Origin of the sequence: Sphaerimonospora sp. CA-214678 (genome assembly GCF_050942215.1) — a bacterium.
Classification (GTDB): Bacteria; Actinomycetota; Actinomycetes; order Streptosporangiales; family Streptosporangiaceae; genus Sphaerimonospora.
Genome location: NZ_CP192056.1, coordinates 2,200,646 through 2,217,877, shown reverse-complemented (window position 1 = coordinate 2,217,877; position 17,232 = coordinate 2,200,646). Strand labels below are relative to the sequence as shown.

The 17,232-nt window shown below is 71.7% G+C and carries 15 protein-coding genes; 8 read left to right on the top strand and 7 right to left on the bottom strand.

Going from position 1 to position 17,232, the window contains the following annotated elements; translation table 11 throughout:
- Positions 1-68 precede the first annotated feature (68 nt).
- Positions 69-2,429: a hypothetical protein gene (locus ACQP1K_RS10155; protein ID WP_433500621.1), complete on the bottom strand. Its 2,361-nt coding sequence runs from the start codon at positions 2,427-2,429 to the stop codon at positions 69-71.
- A gap of 311 nt (positions 2,430-2,740) precedes the next feature.
- Here ACQP1K_RS10155 and ACQP1K_RS10150 point away from each other — a divergent pair, with 311 nt between their 5' ends.
- Genes ACQP1K_RS10150 through ACQP1K_RS10130 form a run of 5 tightly spaced genes read left to right on the top strand, consistent with a single transcriptional unit; the run spans position 2,741 to position 8,422 of the window.
- Complete coding sequence (locus ACQP1K_RS10150) at positions 2,741-3,967, top strand: glycosyltransferase (RefSeq protein ID WP_433500620.1); 1,227 nt, start codon at positions 2,741-2,743, stop codon at positions 3,965-3,967.
- Complete coding sequence (locus tag ACQP1K_RS10145) at positions 3,964-4,968, top strand: NAD-dependent epimerase/dehydratase family protein (RefSeq protein ID WP_433500619.1); 1,005 nt, start codon at positions 3,964-3,966, stop codon at positions 4,966-4,968. The genes ACQP1K_RS10150 and ACQP1K_RS10145 overlap by 4 nt, the downstream gene beginning before the upstream one ends.
- Before the next feature lie 48 nt (positions 4,969-5,016).
- Positions 5,017-6,003, top strand: a complete 987-nt coding sequence (locus tag ACQP1K_RS10140) for an NAD-dependent epimerase/dehydratase family protein (RefSeq protein WP_433500618.1) — start codon at positions 5,017-5,019, stop codon at positions 6,001-6,003.
- Positions 6,003-7,031, top strand: coding sequence for a glycosyltransferase family 4 protein (locus tag ACQP1K_RS10135; protein WP_433500617.1), 1,029 nt, complete (start codon positions 6,003-6,005; stop codon positions 7,029-7,031). The genes ACQP1K_RS10140 and ACQP1K_RS10135 overlap by 1 nt, the downstream gene beginning before the upstream one ends.
- On the top strand, positions 7,031-8,422 hold the full coding sequence (locus ACQP1K_RS10130; protein WP_433500616.1) for a polysaccharide biosynthesis tyrosine autokinase: 1,392 nt from the start codon (positions 7,031-7,033) through the stop codon (positions 8,420-8,422). Before ACQP1K_RS10135 ends, ACQP1K_RS10130 begins: the two co-directional genes overlap by 1 nt.
- On the opposite strand, the gene ACQP1K_RS10125 is transcribed toward ACQP1K_RS10130, so the two are convergent.
- From ACQP1K_RS10125 to ACQP1K_RS10110, 4 genes are all read right to left on the bottom strand, one after another.
- Entirely contained in the window at positions 8,400-9,002 is a 603-nt protein-coding gene (locus ACQP1K_RS10125; protein ID WP_433500615.1) for a hypothetical protein, read from the bottom strand. The genes ACQP1K_RS10130 and ACQP1K_RS10125 overlap by 23 nt on opposite strands.
- A 52-nt stretch (positions 9,003-9,054) precedes the next feature.
- Positions 9,055-10,836, bottom strand: a complete 1,782-nt coding sequence (locus ACQP1K_RS10120; protein ID WP_433500614.1) for a DUF4012 domain-containing protein — start codon at positions 10,834-10,836, stop codon at positions 9,055-9,057.
- A complete protein-coding gene (locus ACQP1K_RS10115; protein WP_433500613.1) occupies positions 10,826-11,662 on the bottom strand; it encodes a hypothetical protein in 837 nt (278 codons plus the stop codon). The genes ACQP1K_RS10120 and ACQP1K_RS10115 overlap by 11 nt, the downstream gene beginning before the upstream one ends.
- A gap of 372 nt (positions 11,663-12,034) precedes the next feature.
- On the bottom strand, positions 12,035-13,075 hold the full coding sequence (locus ACQP1K_RS10110; protein WP_433500612.1) for a hypothetical protein: 1,041 nt from the start codon (positions 13,073-13,075) through the stop codon (positions 12,035-12,037).
- 306 nt (positions 13,076-13,381) lie between these two features.
- Here ACQP1K_RS10110 and ACQP1K_RS10105 point away from each other — a divergent pair, with 306 nt between their 5' ends.
- On the top strand, positions 13,382-14,041 hold the full coding sequence (locus ACQP1K_RS10105; RefSeq protein ID WP_433500611.1) for a class E sortase: 660 nt from the start codon (positions 13,382-13,384) through the stop codon (positions 14,039-14,041).
- A 9-nt stretch (positions 14,042-14,050) separates the two neighbouring features.
- A complete protein-coding gene (locus tag ACQP1K_RS10100) occupies positions 14,051-14,197 on the top strand; it encodes a hypothetical protein (RefSeq protein ID WP_433500610.1) in 147 nt (48 codons plus the stop codon).
- A 60-nt stretch (positions 14,198-14,257) separates the two neighbouring features.
- Here ACQP1K_RS10100 and ACQP1K_RS10095 read toward each other — a convergent pair whose 3' ends face one another.
- Positions 14,258-15,478: an ABC transporter ATP-binding protein gene (locus ACQP1K_RS10095; RefSeq protein ID WP_433500609.1), complete on the bottom strand. Its 1,221-nt coding sequence runs from the start codon at positions 15,476-15,478 to the stop codon at positions 14,258-14,260.
- 115 nt (positions 15,479-15,593) lie between these two features.
- Between ACQP1K_RS10095 and ACQP1K_RS10090 the strand changes: the two genes are divergently transcribed.
- Complete coding sequence (locus ACQP1K_RS10090; protein ID WP_433500608.1) at positions 15,594-16,598, top strand: LacI family DNA-binding transcriptional regulator; 1,005 nt, start codon at positions 15,594-15,596, stop codon at positions 16,596-16,598.
- 56 nt (positions 16,599-16,654) lie between these two features.
- Here ACQP1K_RS10090 and ACQP1K_RS10085 read toward each other — a convergent pair whose 3' ends face one another.
- Positions 16,655-17,143 (bottom strand): glutathione peroxidase, encoded by a 489-nt coding sequence (locus ACQP1K_RS10085; RefSeq protein WP_433500607.1) that lies wholly within the window; start codon positions 17,141-17,143, stop codon positions 16,655-16,657.
- Positions 17,144-17,232 lie beyond the last annotated feature (89 nt).

Below are 17,232 nucleotides of genomic sequence, written 5' to 3'. Positions count from 1 at the left end.
TATGTGCGGCATTCATTCACGATGTGGAGCGCCACTCAATATCTCGGAAAACAGCGCGGCATGGAAATTCATGTAATTCGGTAGATCGCGTAATCGCCGGAGCGGTACACCGGATGCGCCCATTCCCCGACCCGTGGCCGCGCCATTCCTGGCCGTTGCTCGAACACCAGCCACCGCACGCCGTAGCGGGCGTTCAGCAGCCGGATCGCCGCCGAGGCCGGATCACGGAAGGCGGCGTCGTTCAGCCGTAGCCGTTCCGCGTCCCAGAACGGAAGCGTCTCGGTGCGCTCTCCGGGCCGCCAGCGGTCGTTGTTCGACGGGGTGTACGTCCAGCCCTCGACGAGCACCCGCCGTTCGGCCAGCGCGGCCAGCCACATGTGGAGGTGCTGGCAGGGATTCTCATACCCCCACAGGCAGTGGGCGTTGGTCGCGACGACGTCGCCGGGGCCGGAGTGCGCGCGCAGCCACCGCGCCGCGCTCATCGCCCCGGCGGGCACGGCCGAGATCGGCACCGGACTCCCGTCCGGGGCGGAGCCGACCCCGGTACCGCCGGAGGGGAGCACCCGCGCGGCCCAGGCGGAGGGCAGGCCAAGGGCGGTGACCATGAAGACCACGAAGGCCCACAGGCGGATCCCACGCCATCCGCTGACCGCGAGGACGACGGCGACCACGACCACGGTGGCCCAGAGGACGACGTACGGCAGGTAGAGCAGCGTGCCGGGACGGCCGGGAGCCAGCGGGACCGTGACCCCGCACAGACGGCGCACCAGCAGTTCGGCCAGCACCCCGGCCCCGACCGCCACCGCGGCCGTCCGGTAGGTCAGCCGCGCCCGCCGCCGCACGACGGACAGCCCGTGGACCGCGAGGATCACCAGATAGGGATAGCCCCCCGCCAGGAAGTAGATCTGGCTCATCTGGGAGTGTCCGAGCACCAGCACCGCCCCCAGACCCGCCAGGCCCATGCCGAGCATGAGCGGCACCGCCGGCCGTGCGAGCGCCCGGGACCGGCCCACCAGCCCGAGGACGCCCGCCCAGATCGCCGTCCAGCACAGCAGGTACAGGACGGCCACCCCGAGCAGGGCGGAGATTCCGGCGCGCGCCTCCTCCTGGCCGGTCAGCTCGTGCCAGGTGAACCGCATGAGCGACAGCGGGTCCACGATGATCGCGTTACGTGCGCCACCGAACAGCACGAACTGCGCGTACAGCAGGCATGCCCCGGTCACGGCGGCGACGCCGAGCAGGGCCGGGGAGAGCCGCCGGCGCCTCACGATCTCGGCCGCGCCGACCACCGCCAGCCCGGCGGCGAGCAGCGGCAGCTGGGTGGCCTTGGCCCCCATGACCCCCACGAGGAAGACGCCGAGCAGCGGCCAGTGCCGGCCGCCGGCGGTGCGGCGCTCGAGCAGCTCGATCACCAGCAGCACGACGGGCACGAGCAGGAGCGCGCCGAACGTCTGGGACGGGCTCGTCCACGACTGGACCCGCCAGGTGAACACGCCGGTGTTCGGCCCGAGGTAAGGGTGCGGGGTCGCCATGAAGAACGTGCCGGCGAGGGCGACCAGCGCCCCGGCCCACGACCTGACGACGCGCCTGGCCACCATGGCGAGCAGGACGGCGAGCGCGGCCAGCACGGGCAGCATGCCGAGGCGGAACAGCAGCGTCAGCGGTTCGATGCCGGTGATCCAGCTCGCCGCCGCGTAGTGCGCGTACACGAACCAGTGGTAGAGCAGCGGCTCGCCCGCGACGAGGGGGACCGTGGGCGGCACGTGGTTCTTCAACTCGCCGATGAGGGCCAGGTGGAACGGCAGGTCCACGTTCGCCGTCGCCATCAGCGGCCAGGTGAGGGCGGTGTGCCGGAAGAACGTGGCCGCGCTCCAGGCGACCAGGCCCGCGACGATCAGCGCCAGCGCCCAGGACCACCACAGCGGCGCGGGTGTCCGCGACTCCCCCGCGCCACGTCCGCGCAGCCGGGGGAACACGGCGACGGCCGCGTAGGTCACGGCCGGCCACGCCAGCACGAGCAGCGGCGCCCCGGCGGCCCGGGCCGCGATGTAGCCGAGCACCTCCAGCACGTAGCCCAGCGCCACGCCCAGCGCGATCTCCTCGGCCAGGGTGCGCCGCCCCCGATAGAGAGCGCGGACCAGCAGCGTCCCCGGCAGGGCCACGCAGACGACGGCATAGGCGCAGAAGAGGAGCAGGTCCCGGACGGACACCCCGAAATACAGCAGGACGGCCGCCGTGAACGCGGTCACCGCCGCCGCCGGCAGCCACGCCGACAGCCGGCCCGGACGGGAAACGCGGTCGTACGCGCCGGGCCGCGACCACCCCGTCCCGGCCGGCCCGGCCGCTCGTGTGCCGCCCCGGTCGGTCCTGCCCCGGTCGGTCCTGCCCTGCTCTGTTCCGCTCAGCGTGCCGGGCGATGTCTCGGCCATGGGGGCAAGCCTCGCGACCGCGCACGGAACTTCCGTCCGCGACGCAGCGGCCCGGCGGAGTCCTTGCCACTCCTTTGTACGCCGGGGGCGCCCGGGACCGGCCGGAAAAGACGGCGCACGCGGCCGATCGGCTCCTTTTCGATTCCCTCCGGCGCTTTACCTTTTTGCCTGAGGCGTGCCGATCGGCCCGGATCATGCGTCGGTAGGGAATATGAAAAGGCTTCGCCGCCGCCGTCACGGTGGCAGCGAAAAACTCAAATCGCGGGTTAGCTTCTCCGACGTGAACAGGCCCATCACCGAGGAGCTCGTAAGTGAGACCGGACGGACGTATTCGGGTCATGGAGATAATCGCGCGGATGAACGTCGGCGGTCCCGCGACGCAGATCATGGGACTGCTGGACGGGCTGGACCGCGATGAGTTCGACCACCGCCTCTACGCCGGGGACGTCGACGAGGCGGAGGGAGACCATCTGCGGCTCAGGGGCGCCGCTCCGCCGATTCACCACGTCCCCGGCCTCGGCCGCTCCGTCAGGCCCGCCGACGACGCCCGCGCACTGCTGCGGCTGATCGGCGCCATGCGCGAGTTCCGGCCGCACATCGTGCACACCAGGACGGCCAAGGCGGGCGCCCTGGGCCGGATCGCCGCCCGTCTCGCCGGCGTCGGCTCCGCCCGGGTGCACGTGTTCCACGGACACCTGCTGCACGGATACTTCTCGCCGTTCAAACACCGCCTGTACGTACGGACGGAGCGGCTCCTCGCCGCCATGTCCGACCGGCTGGTGACCGTCGGCACCGGGGTGCGCGACGAGCTGCTCGCCGCCGGCATCGGCAGGCCGGAGCAGTACGTCGTGATCCCGCCCGGCGTCCGGATCGGCCCCGTGCCCGATCGGGAGACGGCCCGGCGCACACTTGGCCTTCCCCCGGCGGCGCCGGTCGTCGCCTTCGTCGGCCGCCTCACCCGGGTCAAGCGGCCCGACCGGTTCCTCGCCGTGGCGAGCGCGGTGCTCGACAGCGTGCCCGACTGCCGGTTCCTCGTCTGCGGAGACGGCGAGCTGCGCGAGGAGGTGGAGCGCGGAACCGCGGACGCCGGAGACTCCTTCCGGCTGCTGGGCTGGCGAAAGGACGTCGAAACCGTCTACGCCGCCGCCGACCTGGCGCTGCTGACCTCCGACAACGAGGGCACGCCGCTGACGCTCGTGGAGGCCGGGATGGCGGGCACACCCGCGGTGGCGCCCCGGGTGGGCAGCGTCGGCGAGGTGGTCAGGGACGGGCGGACCGGACTGCTGGCCGCACCCGACGCCGCGGAGCTCACCGCACACGTCCTGCGACTGCTCGGCGACCGGCAGCTCGCCCGCGGCATGGGCGAGTCGGCCCGCCGGTGGACGACGTCGGCTTTCGGGGTGGAGCGGCTGGTCGCCGACACGGAGAACCTCTACCGGTCGCTGCACGGGCCCTCATCGCACGGGCCTTCATCACGTGGGCATTCATGTCACCGCGGCCGGCGGCCGCGCCCGGAACGGGAGGAGAGCATCCGATGAAAGTCCTGGTAACGGGGGGTGCCGGGTTCATCGGCGGGAACGTGTGCCGCGCGCTGCTCGCACGGCCGGAGATCGAGCACGTCACCGTGCTCGACGATCTGTCCACCGGGAATCCGGCGAACCTCGCGGGTCTTCCCGTGGACCTGGTCGTGGGCACCATCCTCGACCCCGACCTGCTCGCCCGCCTGGTGACGGGCGTCAGCGCGGTGATCCACCTCGCGGCGCGGCCCTCGGTGCCCCGGTCCCTGGCCGACCCGCTGGCCTCGCACACGGTGAACGCCACCGGCACCCTGCACGTCCTCGAGGCGTGCCGGGCCACCCGGCCGCAGGTGATCATGGCCTCGTCGTCGTCTGTCTACGGCGACAGCCCGGCCGAGCACAAGCACGAGGAACTGCCCACCCGGCCGCTCAGCCCGTACGGCGCGAGCAAGCTCGCCGGCGAGGCCTACACCCTGGCCTACGCGAAGAGCTTCGGCATGCCGATCCTGCCGTTCCGTTTCTTCAACGTCTACGGCCCGCTGCAACCGGCCGGTCACGCGTACGCCGCCGTCGTCCCGGCCTTCGTCTCGGCCGCGCTGCGCGGCCGGCCGGTGCCGATACACGGCGACGGGCACCAGGCACGCGACTTCACCTACGTGGGGTCGGTGGCCGAGGTGCTCGCCGACGCCGTGCTCCGCCGGGTGACGAGCACCGCACCGGTGAACCTCGCTTTCGGCAACCGGATCTCCCTGCTGTCGCTGAAGGACGCCCTCGCCGGCGTCCTCGGCCGTCCCGTCGAGGCGGCCTTCCTGCCGGCCAGGGCGGGCGACATCCGCGAGTCGCGGGCCGCCTCTCGCCTGCTGCTCGACCTGTTCCCCGGCGTACGTCCCGTGCCGCTGGAGGACGGGCTCGGCGCGACCGTCGCCTGGTTCGAGCAGACCACCGGGCCCGAGAAGGCCGGCGGGCCGGTCACGCCCGGGCCGACACCCACGCGGCCCCTCGTGGTCGCCCCGCATGTATGACCCCATTGATCCGCCGGCCCGGCCGGCCTCGATTCCTTGGAGAAGTCGGTGACTAACTCGCCACGGCGCACCTACCTGGTCACAGGTGGCAGCGGCTTCATCGGATCCCATCTCGCCGACGCGCTGCTCGCGCGGGGCGACTCCGTCGTCGTCCTGGACAACCTGTCGACCGGGCGGCTGGCCAACCTCAGCCGCCATCCCCATCTGCGGTTCGTGCACGGCTCGGTGCTCGACGAGCTGATGGTGGACGAGCTCGTCCACCAGTGCGACGCGGTCGTCCACCTCGCGGCGGCCGTCGGTGTGAAGCTGATCGTCGAGCAGCCGCTGCGCTCCCTGACGACGAACATCCGCGGCTCGGAGATCGTGATCGGGGCGGCCCACCGCTACCGGCGCAAGATCCTCCTCGCGAGCACGAGCGAGATCTACGGAAAGAACTCCGGCGGGCCCCTCACCGAGGCGTCCGACCGGATCCTGGGCAGCCCCGGAGTCGTCCGGTGGGCGTACAGCACGGCCAAGGCCGTCGACGAGATCCTGGCCAACGCCTACCACAGGGAGCGCGGCCTGCCCGCGATCGTCGTCAGGTTGTTCAACACCGTGGGCCCCCGGCAGAGCCCGGCCTACGGCATGGTCATTCCGCGGCTCGTCAGGCAGGCGATCAGCGGGCTCCCGCTCACCGTCTTCGGCGACGGCACCCAGACCCGCTGCTTCGCCCACGTGCTGGACGTCGTGGCGGCCCTGGTCCGGCTGCTCGACCACGACGACGCCGTCGGACAGACGTTCAACGTCGGCTGCAGCGACGAGGTGAGCATCCTGGAGCTCGCCAAGCTGATCACGGAGCTCGCCGGGAGCACGTCCGGGATCGAGCTGATCCCGTACGCCGAGGCGTACGGGACGGGGTTCGAGGACATGGAGCGCCGGGTGCCCGACACCGCCAAGATCCGCGAGCTCACCGGGTGGTCGCCGGTGCGGACGCTCGACGACATCCTGGCGGAGACCATCGCCGAGGCCCGGGCCGAACTGGCGAACTCCCGGTGATGAACGGCTCGATCCTCCTCACCGCCACAGCCAGCGGCTTCCTCGTCGCCGCGGCAGCGACCCACGTGCTGCGCCGGGTCGCGCTGCACTGGGGATTCACCGACCGGCCCGGGGGACACAAGGCGCACCGGCGGCCCACCCCCTACCTGGGCGGTGTGGCCATCATGCTGGGCGCCGTCCTCCCCCCGGCCGCGCTCGCCGGTCTCGCCGACCCGCACGCCGCCGCGATCGTCATCGGCGCGCTGGCCGTGACCCTACTCGGGCTGATCGACGATCTGCGGCCGCTCAGCCCGCTGACCCGGCTCGCCGTCGAGACGCTGGCGGCCGTCGGCGTCGTGCTGAGCGGGGTCCAGGCCACGCTCACCGGCGGCTGGCCGGACATCCCCATCACCGTGCTGTGGATCGTCGTCGTCACCAACTCCTTCAACCTGCTCGACAACATGGACGGGGCGCTCGGCGCCGTGACGGTGGTCAGCGCCACGCTTCTGGCGGCCGCCGCCTTCGTGTCCGCCCAGCCGGTGATCGGACTGCTCCTGGCCACCCTGCCCCTCGCCGCCCTGGGCTTCCTGCCGTACAACTGGGCGCCCGCGAAGATCTTCATGGGGGACGCGGGCTCGCTGTTCATCGGGTTCGTCCTCGCCTGTTCCGCCGCCCTGCTGGCCACGGGCGGGAACGCCGGCACCACGGTCGCGGGACTGCTCCTGCCGACCTTCGTCGCCACCGTCGACACCGGGATCGTGCTGCTGTCACGCAAGAGGGCGGGACGTCCGATCCTGCGCGGCGGGACCGACCACCTCTCCCACCGCCTGCGCAAGCTCGGCCTCAGCACGAGGCTCACGGCACTGGCGCTCGCCGCCCTCGCGGCCGCCGCCGGGATGCTGCACCTCGTGATGACGCTGGGCTGGATCTCGCCGCTCGGAGCGTCGCTCATCGGGCTGGGGGCCGCCTGCGTCCTCATCGGCCTGCCGCAACGCGTCCGGGTCTATCCGTCGGCTCGCCCGCAGAGAACTCCTACCGGAAAGCGGTAATGATCGTGGAACTGCTCTATTACGCGCAACTCGTCCGCAGGAACTGGGTGCTGCTCCTGCTCGCGCTGGGCGTCGGAGTGGGGAGCGCCCTCGTCGTGACCGCGAACACCCCGCCCAAGTACGTCGCGACGATCACGATGCTGGTCTCCGCCGACGGCAGGGGGGACGGCGTAGCCGCCGCCCTCCAGGCGGGAGCGCTGTCCCAGCAGCGGGTGCAGTCCTACGCCGCCCTGCTGACCAGCCGCCGGGTCATCGGCCAGATCGCGCACGGCGCGGACATCCCGGCCCTCCAGGCGGACGTCATGGCCGAGAGCATTCCCAACACCACGCTCCTGCGCACCACCGTCACCGACACCGACGCGCGCCGGGCCGCCGACCGGGCCAACGAGCTCGGCTCGACGTTTTCCAAACTGATCGACCAGATCGAGCGGCCCTCCCCCGGCGGCCGCCCCACGGTCCGGGTCACCGTGGTCGACCGGGCGGAGATCCCGCGTGAGCAGGTCTCGCCCCGGCCGCTGCTCAACGTGGCGCTCGGCGCCCTGGTGGCGCTGTTCGCCGCCATCGCCGGACTCGTGCTGCGCGACCGCCTGGACACGACCGTCAAGACGTCCGAGGCCCTGCAGCAGATCACCGGGAGCTCGATCCTCGGGATCATCGGATTCGAGCGGGATGCACGGCAGCACCCGCTGATCGTCCGCGGCGACAGCCGGTCGCCGCGAGCGGAGTCGTTCCGGTCCCTGCGGACGAACCTGCAGTTCATCGGGGTGGACAGGCAGCCGAAGTCGCTCGTCGTGACCAGCTGCCTGCCGAGCGAGGGCAAGTCCTCCACCTCCGCCAACCTGGCGATCACGCTGGCGCAGGCGGATTGGCGGGTGCTCCTGGTCGACGCCGACCTGCGCCGCTCCCGCATCGCCGACTACCTCGGCATCGAGGGCGGAGTGGGCCTCACCGACGTCCTGATCGGCAGGGCCCGGTTGGAGGAGGTCATCCAGACGTGGGGCGGGTCGGGCCTGTCGGTGCTGCCGAGCGGGCAGGTCCCGCCCAACCCCAGTGAACTGCTCGGCTCCCAGGAGATGCGCTCGGTGCTCGCCCGCCTCACGCGCGACCACGACATCGTGATCTTCGACGCGCCGCCGCTGCTGCCCGTCACCGACGCGGCCGCGCTCGGCGCGATCTGCGACGGCGCGCTGCTCGTCGTGCGGTACGGCAAGACACGGCGCGAGCAGGTGACGCGCGCCCAGGAGCTGCTGACGTCGGCCGGCGTCCGCCTCATCGGGAGCGTCCTGAACTTCACCCCGGCCGGGCACGGCGCCTACTACGGCTACGGGTACGGCTACAGCCCCGGCGAGGAACCGGTGACGGAGACGGTCAAGGCGCCGGCGAGCGTGTGACGGGCGCGTCGGCGACCGGCGCGGACATGAGCAGCCCGAGCGGCGCGGCGAGCGACTCGGCGATGTGCCGCGCCGCGATCCGGTAGGCCCGGCGGGACCGGCCGTAGGGGTCGGCGATGTCGGGCCGCTCCGATCGGACCAATCCGCGCAGCGACCTCGCCTCGGCGACCAGGGCTGCGGCCCGCCGCACCGGATCGGGATGGCACACGACGTTCCCGGCGGGCACGGCCCGGGCCAGCACGCCGAACTCGGCGATCGTGAAGGTACGCGCCGCGGCGAGAGGATGCAGCGCCACCACGCCGGCACGGTGCTCGGACGCGGCCGCGAGCACCAGATCGGCGGTGACCACCAGCCCGGCGGTGAGCGGACGCGAGACGAAGCCCTCCGCCTCCCCGCCGAGCCGGGCCAGCTCGCGCCGCGCCCGCTCGGCCATCGGCCGTCCACGGACCGCACGGGTCCCCGCGCTGGTCGCGACGATCGGGGAGCCCGGCCCGAGCACGGATCTGGCCAGCCGCTCGGCCAGCGCCGACCTGCAGATGTTGCCGGTGCACACGAACAGAATGTGAAAGCCGCCGTTCATGGACGCCAAGGTAGGCGGCCCTCAGCGGGCCGCCCCCGTGGCGCGCCGGTCTTTACGGTGAGGGGGCGCAGTTCTGGCCTTCCCGCCGGATCGCCGTCCGCTGGGGCCGGACGAGCGGCTGCACCGGGACGACCGGCGACGCCGCCGAGTAGGGCTCGACCAGGTCGAACTCGAGTGTCCTCGCCTGCCGCGGGGCGAACTCCAGCACCGTCGAGTAGACGGGATGCGACAGCTCCGTCTCGGCGTAGAAGCCGACGGGACGACCGTCGAGGCGCGCCGCGGTCGCCCTGGCGCCGATTCCCGCGTAAAGGGACACCCACAACCGGTTGGAACCGGGCGTGTGCCGGCTCCGCGGCGCGTCGAGCCGGCCGGTGACGTACGTGGGCAGCCGCCCGCGCGGCACGTCGTTGGCGAGCCGGATCCGTACCGTGCTGGTGCGCCGGCCGTCGCCGCGGCACGGGCCGAGCGTGTAGGTCAAGGAACGCTTCAGGTAGTAGTCGAGCTTGGTCCCGCCCGAGTTGTTGATCACCAGGGCGGCGAAGGGTCCGGGCCGCCGCGGCAGGGTTCCGCCGAGCGGGGTGGCGGCGAGACGCCGCTCCTCATCGTCCCTTCTGCTCCAGACCTGGACCCTCCGCTCGTTCACCAGCCGCGACAGCACGGGCAGCGCACGCGCGGGATCGGCGACGTCCTCGGCGCCGACCAGCGCCTCGCTGACGGCGGCGGCGATCCTGATGAGGAACCTCTTACGCTCGGCCGGATTCGGATACCGGGCGTACGACGTGCGCTCGGTGAGATCGACGACGTTGGCCGCCGTCACCGTCTCGCCGCCGGGCAGCCTGACCGGCCCGATCAACTTCAGCAGGTGGGCGAGGCCGACCGGGTCGGTGGCGATGGCGCCGTCCAGCGATCGGCCGGTCTTGCGCTCCCACAGCCCGGCCCAGGTGGCCGCGGCGTACGGAAAATGCGGCGAAAGGTTGGAGACGGAGAGCAGGGAGGTCGCGCCCCGGCCGTAGCGCGAGGTGAAGGCCGGCCCGAAGTCGGCGACGGGGGCCGAGCTGGGCGCGAGCCCGTTGTTGGCCGACAGACGCCTGATGCCGAGCCTGCCGTGATCGGCCGTCAGGATGCCGAACGCGCCGACCAGCCCCCCGGTGCCGCGTGCCTCGGCGTTGGTCTGGAATGCCAGGAAGTATTGCCGCGGGCCGTCGCGTCCCAGCATCGGAGGCAGCAGCGTGGCGGCGTCGGCGCCCGCGCGCACCCAACCGCTCAACCGGTCGATCTCACGCAGCATCGTGCCGCGTGCCAGGTCCAGGGCGGGCACGCCGGTGTACTCGGGCGTCGCGGCCACCAGCGTGCGCACCGCGGCGATCCGCGTCACCGCATGGTCCAGGGCCGGCGCCACGGCGTCGAGGCCGGCCAGGATCGGCCGCAGGTCGCCCGCGCCGGTGGAACGCGTCCCTGCCTCGATCAGCGGGGTGCCTGCGCGTTGGATCTCGGACAGCACATCGGTGAGCTGCGCGGCGGCCGCCGCCAGCCCGCGGGTGGTCGTGGCCCCCGCGCCCACGACGGGAACATGGGTGAACAGCCGCCATTCGGGGCGGTCGGTGAGCCGCCGAGCCTCGTGCGCGTGTCGCCGGGCGTCCGCGAGCACCCCCGCCACGGCCGAGGCGGACTCGACGTCGGCCGTGCGAAGCCGGAGCAGGGCGTCCCTGGCCGCCTCGAGGTGCTCGCGCGTGCCCAACGCGAGATGCGCCGACCAGCCCCCGGCCAGCATGAGGCCGAGGGCTAGCGACGGCAGGCCGATGAGCACGGCCCGGCGGCTCCTGCTACTGGGCACCAGAGGAGCGGCGGCGCCGTACGGAGACCAGCATGCAGCCGACGGCCGCGGTCAGCAGGCCAAGCCCGGCCGCCGCGATCCCCATCGGTGCGCCGGTGAACGGCAGCCGGCCCGCGCCTGCCGGGGCCATGCCGCCGACCGGCCCGCCGGCCTGCGGAGGCATGGCGCCCATGGGAGCGCCCATCGGACCGTCCATCGGCATGTCCTCCGGCCCGGCGGCCTCCTCCTCGGCGAATTCTTCCGGCGCCCCTTCCTCGCCCTCCGACTCCTCGTACTCGTCCGGCTCGGCCTCCTCGTCGGCGAAGGTGTCATCCCACGGTCCCGCCGCCTGGGCGTCCGCCAGACCCGCCTGGATCGGGCCCGCCTCCGTGACGCCCGGCTGCCCCTGGGCCGGCCCCACGGGAGCGACCCCATCCTGTGCCACGGGCGCGATGATGGGGGTGGTCTGGCTGGTGGTCCCCTGCGGGTTGGTGTTTCCGCCCGTTCCCGGGCCCATTCCCATCCCCGGCCACATGTTCGGCATGAACTGCCCGAAGCCGCCCTGGGGGAACCAGATCGGATTGCCCACGTTGCCCGCGTTGCCTGGGTTAGCCAGAACGGCCGGAGCCGCCTGGTTGGCCGGGGTCTGGTCGACCACGACCGGATTGGTCTGCGCCTGCTCGACCCGTGTCGGGTCGGACTGGAACTGGGCGGCCGGGCCGACGCCCGGCTCCACGAAGGACCCGATGGGCGCGGCGGGGATCGGCGGATAGGGATTCACAGTCCCCCGTACCAGCACGCCCGACGGCGACGGGCCGGTCGCCGCCGCCGCGATTCCCCCCGTCATCAATGTGAGTCCACCGGCGGCCGTGGCCGCCAGCAGAATGGGTATCGTACTTTTTCTTGCCACTTGGACCCCCGATAACCGTCGTTCAGGTCATAGGGCAGCTCGCCCGGAATCCCGGCGACCTGCTAACCCCTCGACAGTTATATGGGTCCGGCCCATGAGCGACCCCGACCCGCCGCACGATGCTTACCGAGAGATCGGTGAGCGTTCCCAGTTCGTTGACGATCGGTTCCCGCCGGTCCCCACCCCGGCCCCGGCCGATTCTCCGCCGGACCGTGGTGAGGACCCGTTTCCCATCCTGCTCGACGGCCGACTTCGCGGTCCGCTTCACGGCCATCGGCCTACTTCGCGGCCTGCTCCGCGGCCATCGGCCTACTTCGCGGCGGAACGGCGGCGCCGTACGGAGACCATGGTCACGCCGAAGCCGGCGGCGAGCAGGCCCGCTCCGGCGAGTGCGATCCCCGCCGGAGCACCCGTGAACGGCAACAGTCCGGAGACCCGGCCGGCCGGCATGCCGTACCCCGGGTCGGCGGCCTGCGGCCGCGTCTTCTCCTCCGGCGTGGAGATCTCGCCGGGTGTGTTGCCCTCTTCCGGTGTACGTGCTCCCGGATCGGCGGGGCCTCCGGGGGCCGTCTGCTGTCCTGGCCGTCCCGGCCCCCCTCCCGGCTGCCCCGGCTGCCCCGGCTGTCCCGGCTGCCCGGGAACGTTGCCGACCGGCGTTCCACCGCCGGTGCCCGGGGGCGCGATGACGGGACCGGCCTGGCCGGCACCTCCCGGCACCGTTCCCCCGACCGGACCGGTTCCCCCGACCGGACCGGTCCCCCCGACCGGCCCCCTTCCGCCGAGCGAAGCCGCGCCTCCGAGCGACGCCGCCGCTTCGACGGGCGACCGGGGCCCGCCGAGCGGAACGACCCGCCTGGGGCCGCTCTCCTGTGGCGTCTCGCTCTCACCGCGCGCGGGGATGTCCGCCTCGCCCGGGGCGATCCGCCCTGCCCTGCCCGTCTCCGCGGTCGCCTCCGCTGGAGCCGTCTCGTTGATCCCGCTGGCCGCGACCGCGTTCGTGCCGTCGCCCCGGTCCTCGCAGCGGTCGGCCGCCGACCGCGCGGCCCGGGCGCCGGAGTCGCCGCCGCAGTCTGCGGTCCGCTTCACCCGGTTCTCCTGGCTCTCCCGGCAGGCGGGGCGTTGCGGACAGACGTGGTCGAGGCGGCGGGCCCCGCAGGCCACATGCCTGTGCCGAGGCGTGAACACCCCGAGCGAGGCGGCGAGGATCGGCCGGACGGAGCCCGAATTCTCCCGTGCCGCGACCTTCGACGGCGGGCAGGTCTCCGCCGCCGCGATGGCGCTGCTCCCCAGCGCCAGACCGCCCGCGGCCGTCAGCGCCAGAAGAATAGATCCCGCATGCTTTCGTGTCACCTGGACTCCCAGTAACCGTTGTTCAGGTCTGTACGGCATTTGCTCAGGTTCGGCGCCGTGTTTGCCAGCCAACAGTTATATTGGGTTCGGGCCGTGACGTGTCCCTCGGCTACGCGTTACTTACCGAATCATCGGCTACGGTTCCCGGTTCGTTGACGTTCGGACCGCGTTTCGGCCATCTCGACGCTCCGCAGGAATACGGCCGCTCTCGGCGGTGCCAAAGAATTCGCCAATTCCCGTCGAACCACCGCCGCCCTTCCCGCGGTACGGCGATACTCGATCCGTGCTCACCGACCTGACTTCGCCATGAGAACCCTGCGAGCCATCGGCGAGCTCGGCGTCGCCGTCGGGCTGGTCCTGCTGCTGTTCTACGCGTACCTGCTCTGGGGCACCGACTCCTATACCGAAGGGCAGCAGCGCGCGCTGCAGCGCCAGCTCGCTCAGGTGTTCGGCCAGGAGCCCGGCGGTGGATCCGGCGACGGTTCCGCGCACGGAAAAACCGGAAATCAGCCGATCAAAAAGATCAAACTCGGACGCGCTCTGGCGCTGCTCCGCATCCCACGGCTGGGCGCCGATTACAAATACGCCGTAGTGGAGGGCGTCGGTCCCGAGGAGTTGCGTAAGGGGCCCGGACATTATCCGGGAACGGCACTGCCCGGACAGATAGGCAATTTCGTGATATCCGGACATAGGACCACGTACGCCGCGCCGTTCAAGAAAATCGATGAGCTACGGCGGGGCGACGAGATCGTGGTGGACGCGGCGGACGCGCGCTATACCTACCGTGTCGACCACAAGGAGATCGTCGAGCCCACCGATCTGGCCGTCGTCGACCCCGTGCCCGGACATCCCTCCCGGCGGCCGTCGAAGGCGATGATCACGATGACCACCTGTCACCCGGAGTATTCCGCCCGGCAGCGCCTGATCGTGTACGGAGTGCTCGCGAAACGCGAGGAGCGTGCGTAGGGAGTCGGCATGTACGGATTCATCTGGCGCAGGCTGCCCGGCGGCACCGCGGCCAGGGTGGTCGCATCGCTGCTGCTGATCGGCGCCGTGGCGGCGCTGCTGTGGTACGTCGTGTTCCCCTGGATCACGCCGATGCTGCCGCTCGACGCGATCTGAGAAACCGCCGATCCGGCCCGGAACCGGGCCGGATCGGCGGGAGAGGGCCGGCGCGAGGGGTCAGCGGCCGACGTTGGCCTCGTGGCCGATCGCCAGGCCGGAGTCGACGTCGAAGAAGTGCAGGTTGTGCGTGTCGACGACCAGCTCGATCTCCTGGCCGGGCCGGACGCGGCTGCGGGCGTTGACACGCGCGGTCCACAGCGACTTGTTGCCGCTCAGCGGCAGCGTGGTCTCCTCCTCGTCGCCGTCGTGCTGGGCGGCCATGGTGTCCTTGTGCTCGACCGGCGGAGCGTCGATCGTGAACAGCACGTTGATCTCGGAGCCCAGCTCCTCGGTGACGTTGGCACGCACCGGGACGCGCACCCAGCCGCCGATGCTGCCGTTGGCCGCCCCGGAGTCCTCGAAGTCCGACGGACGAATGCCGAGGATGATCTTCTTGCCGAGGTAGCGGTCGAGGCCCGGCTTCTCCGCGAACGACGAGTCGGGGACGGGCAGCCGGTAGCCGGCGAAGACGACCGCGGTCCCGTTGTTGTCGCGGACCAGGTCGGCGTAGGCGAAGTTCATGGCCGGGGAGCCCATGAAGCCCGCGACGAACAGGTTGACCGGGCTGTCGAACAGGTTCTGCGGGGTGTCGACCTGCTGCAGCACGCCGTCGCGCAGGACGCAGACGCGGTCGCCGAGGGTCATGGCCTCGACCTGGTCGTGGGTCACGTAGACGGTGGTGACACCGAGGCTCTCGTGGAGCTGGTTGAGGGAGGCGCGCATGGAGACGCGGAGCTTGGCGTCCAGGTTGGACAGCGGCTCGTCCATGAGGAAGGCCTGCGGCTCGCGGACGATGGCGCGGCCCATCGCGACACGCTGGCGCTGACCACCGGACAGCGCGGCCGGCTTGCGCTTGAGGTACTGCTCCAGGCCGAGCATCTTGGCGGCCTCGCCGACCCGCTTCTGGATCTCCGGCTTGGACATCTTGCGCAGCTTGAGGCCGAAGGCGAGGTTCTCCTCGACCGTCATGTGGGGGTAGAGCGCGTAGTTCTGGAAGACCATCGCGATGTCGCGGTCCTTCGGGGGCAGGTGGTTGACCACCCGGTCACCGATCACGATCTCGCCGCCGCTGATGTCCTCAAGACCGGCGATCATACGTAGCGCGGTGGACTTGCCGCACCCGGAGGGGCCGACCAGCACCATGAACTCGCCGTCCTTGATCTCGAGGTTGAGGCCGTTGACGGCCTTCACCCCACCCGCGTAGATCTTGTCAACGCTGTTCAGAACGATTGATGCCATACCGGTCCCCTCGATACGGGTGATGTGGATACGTTTTCACAACTGTCCCGCGAAACCCCGACCAGTGTCAAGATATCGATTGATTAGGTCATGAAACTATGATGGAATCGTTTCCATGAACGGTCCAACGCAGCGTCGTACGACGATCAAGGATGTGGCGGAGGCGGCGGGTGTCGGCGTCGCGACGGTGTCCCGCGTCCTGTCGGGCGGCTCGGCCAGCGCGCAGACGCGCGAGCGCGTGCTGGCCGCTGCGGCGCGGCTCGACTACCACCCCAGCGCACTCGGGCGGAACCTGCGACGGCAGCGGACGGGCGGCATCGGCCTGCTCATCCCGGACATCACCGACGCCTTCTACGCCAGGGTCACCGACGGCGTGCTGTCATGCGCCCGCTCCTACGGCGAGCCGGTCACGGTGGGCGTCACCGGCGACGACCCCGAACGGGAGGCCGAGCTGATCGGCGCGCTGATCGAGCAGAGCATGGACCGGGTGATCGCCGTTCCTTCGCGCGACGAGGAGACCGCCGGGGAGACCTGGGCGCCGGCGCTGCGTGCCGGGCTGAACGTCGTCTTCGTCGACCGCCGGAGCCGGACCGACGTGCCCAGTGTCGTCGCCGACGACGCGGCGGGGGTGCTGACGGCGATGGAGTACCTCATCGGCCTCGGCCACAAGAAGATCGCCTTCCTGACCCGGCACGGGCAGTCACAGCGGGTCACCGCCTTCACCGAGGCGCTGGCCTCATTCGGCGTCCCGTCCGATCGCGGCCTCGTCGTGCACGCGCGGGCCAGCCGCGACTCGGCGTACGCCGCGGCCGCCGGACTGCTGCAGAACCGTCCCGACGTCACCGCGCTCCTGGCCGGGGGCAACGTTCTCGGAGAGGCGGCCGTGCTGGCCGCGCGCGAGCTCGACGTGCGGATTCCCAAGGACGTATCGCTGATCATGTTCGACGACGTGCCGTGGGCGGAGCTGTGCTCGCCCCCGCTGACCGTGGTCGCCCGGCCGGCGCAGGACCTCGGCTACCGTGCGGCCGAGCTCGCGCTGCGGCAGGGGCGCCGCCCTCGTACGGTCGCCCTGCCCACCGAACTGATCGTACGGGCCAGTTGCGGCCCCCGGTTGCGCTGAAGCGCTCCCGGGCCGGGTCTCCCCCGCCGCCCCGGCCGACGACCACTCGACGTCCCTCAGGCGATGACCTTCTCGATCGCCTCGACGATCTCCGGGGCCTCCGGCTCGACACGCGGCCGGAACCGCGCGGCGACCTCGCCGTCCGCCGTGACGAGGAACTTCTCGAAGTTCCACTGGATGTCGCCGGCCTCACCCGAGGCGTCGGGGACCTCCGTGAGCGCGGCGTAGAGCGGGTGCCTGCCCGGGCCGTTGACCTCCGTCTTCTCCAGCAACGGGAAGTCGACCCCGTAGGTCGTGGAGCAGAACTCCTTGATCTCTTCGGCGGATCCCGGCTCCTGGCCCATGAACTGGTTGCAGGGCACGCCGACCACGGTGAAGCCGCGCTGCCCGTACGTCTGCCGCAGCCGGACCAGACCGGCGTACTGGGGCGTCAGCCCACACCGCGACGCCACGTTGACCACCAGGGCGGCCCGGCCGCCGAGCAGGTCCGCGAGCGTGGTCGGCTCGCCGTCCAATGTGTTCACGGGGATATCGAGGATGCTCATGCCGTGACTCTAACCGCGCCCCTCACGAGAGTCTGCCGAGGGGGCGAGATCGGCAAAGAATCACCAGCGACGGCCCGGTGCCGGGGGTC

Coding starts and splice junctions, on each gene's coding strand:
- ACQP1K_RS10105 (WP_433500611.1), top strand. CDS start 13,382: ATGAGAACCCTGCGAGCCATCGGCGAGCTCGGCGTCGCCGTCGGGCTG.
- ACQP1K_RS10135 (WP_433500617.1), top strand. CDS start 6,003: ATGAACGGCTCGATCCTCCTCACCGCCACAGCCAGCGGCTTCCTCGTC.
- ACQP1K_RS10100 (WP_433500610.1), top strand. CDS start 14,051: ATGTACGGATTCATCTGGCGCAGGCTGCCCGGCGGCACCGCGGCCAGG.
- ACQP1K_RS10095 (WP_433500609.1), bottom strand. CDS start 15,478: ATGGCATCAATCGTTCTGAACAGCGTTGACAAGATCTACGCGGGTGGG.
- ACQP1K_RS10145 (WP_433500619.1), top strand. CDS start 3,964: ATGAAAGTCCTGGTAACGGGGGGTGCCGGGTTCATCGGCGGGAACGTG.
- ACQP1K_RS10115 (WP_433500613.1), bottom strand. CDS start 11,662: ATGACGGGGGGAATCGCGGCGGCGGCGACCGGCCCGTCGCCGTCGGGC.
- ACQP1K_RS10090 (WP_433500608.1), top strand. CDS start 15,594: ATGAACGGTCCAACGCAGCGTCGTACGACGATCAAGGATGTGGCGGAG.
- ACQP1K_RS10085 (WP_433500607.1), bottom strand. CDS start 17,143: ATGAGCATCCTCGATATCCCCGTGAACACATTGGACGGCGAGCCGACC.
- ACQP1K_RS10125 (WP_433500615.1), bottom strand. CDS start 9,002: ATGAACGGCGGCTTTCACATTCTGTTCGTGTGCACCGGCAACATCTGC.
- ACQP1K_RS10130 (WP_433500616.1), top strand. CDS start 7,031: ATGATCGTGGAACTGCTCTATTACGCGCAACTCGTCCGCAGGAACTGG.
- ACQP1K_RS10155 (WP_433500621.1), bottom strand. CDS start 2,429: ATGGCCGAGACATCGCCCGGCACGCTGAGCGGAACAGAGCAGGGCAGG.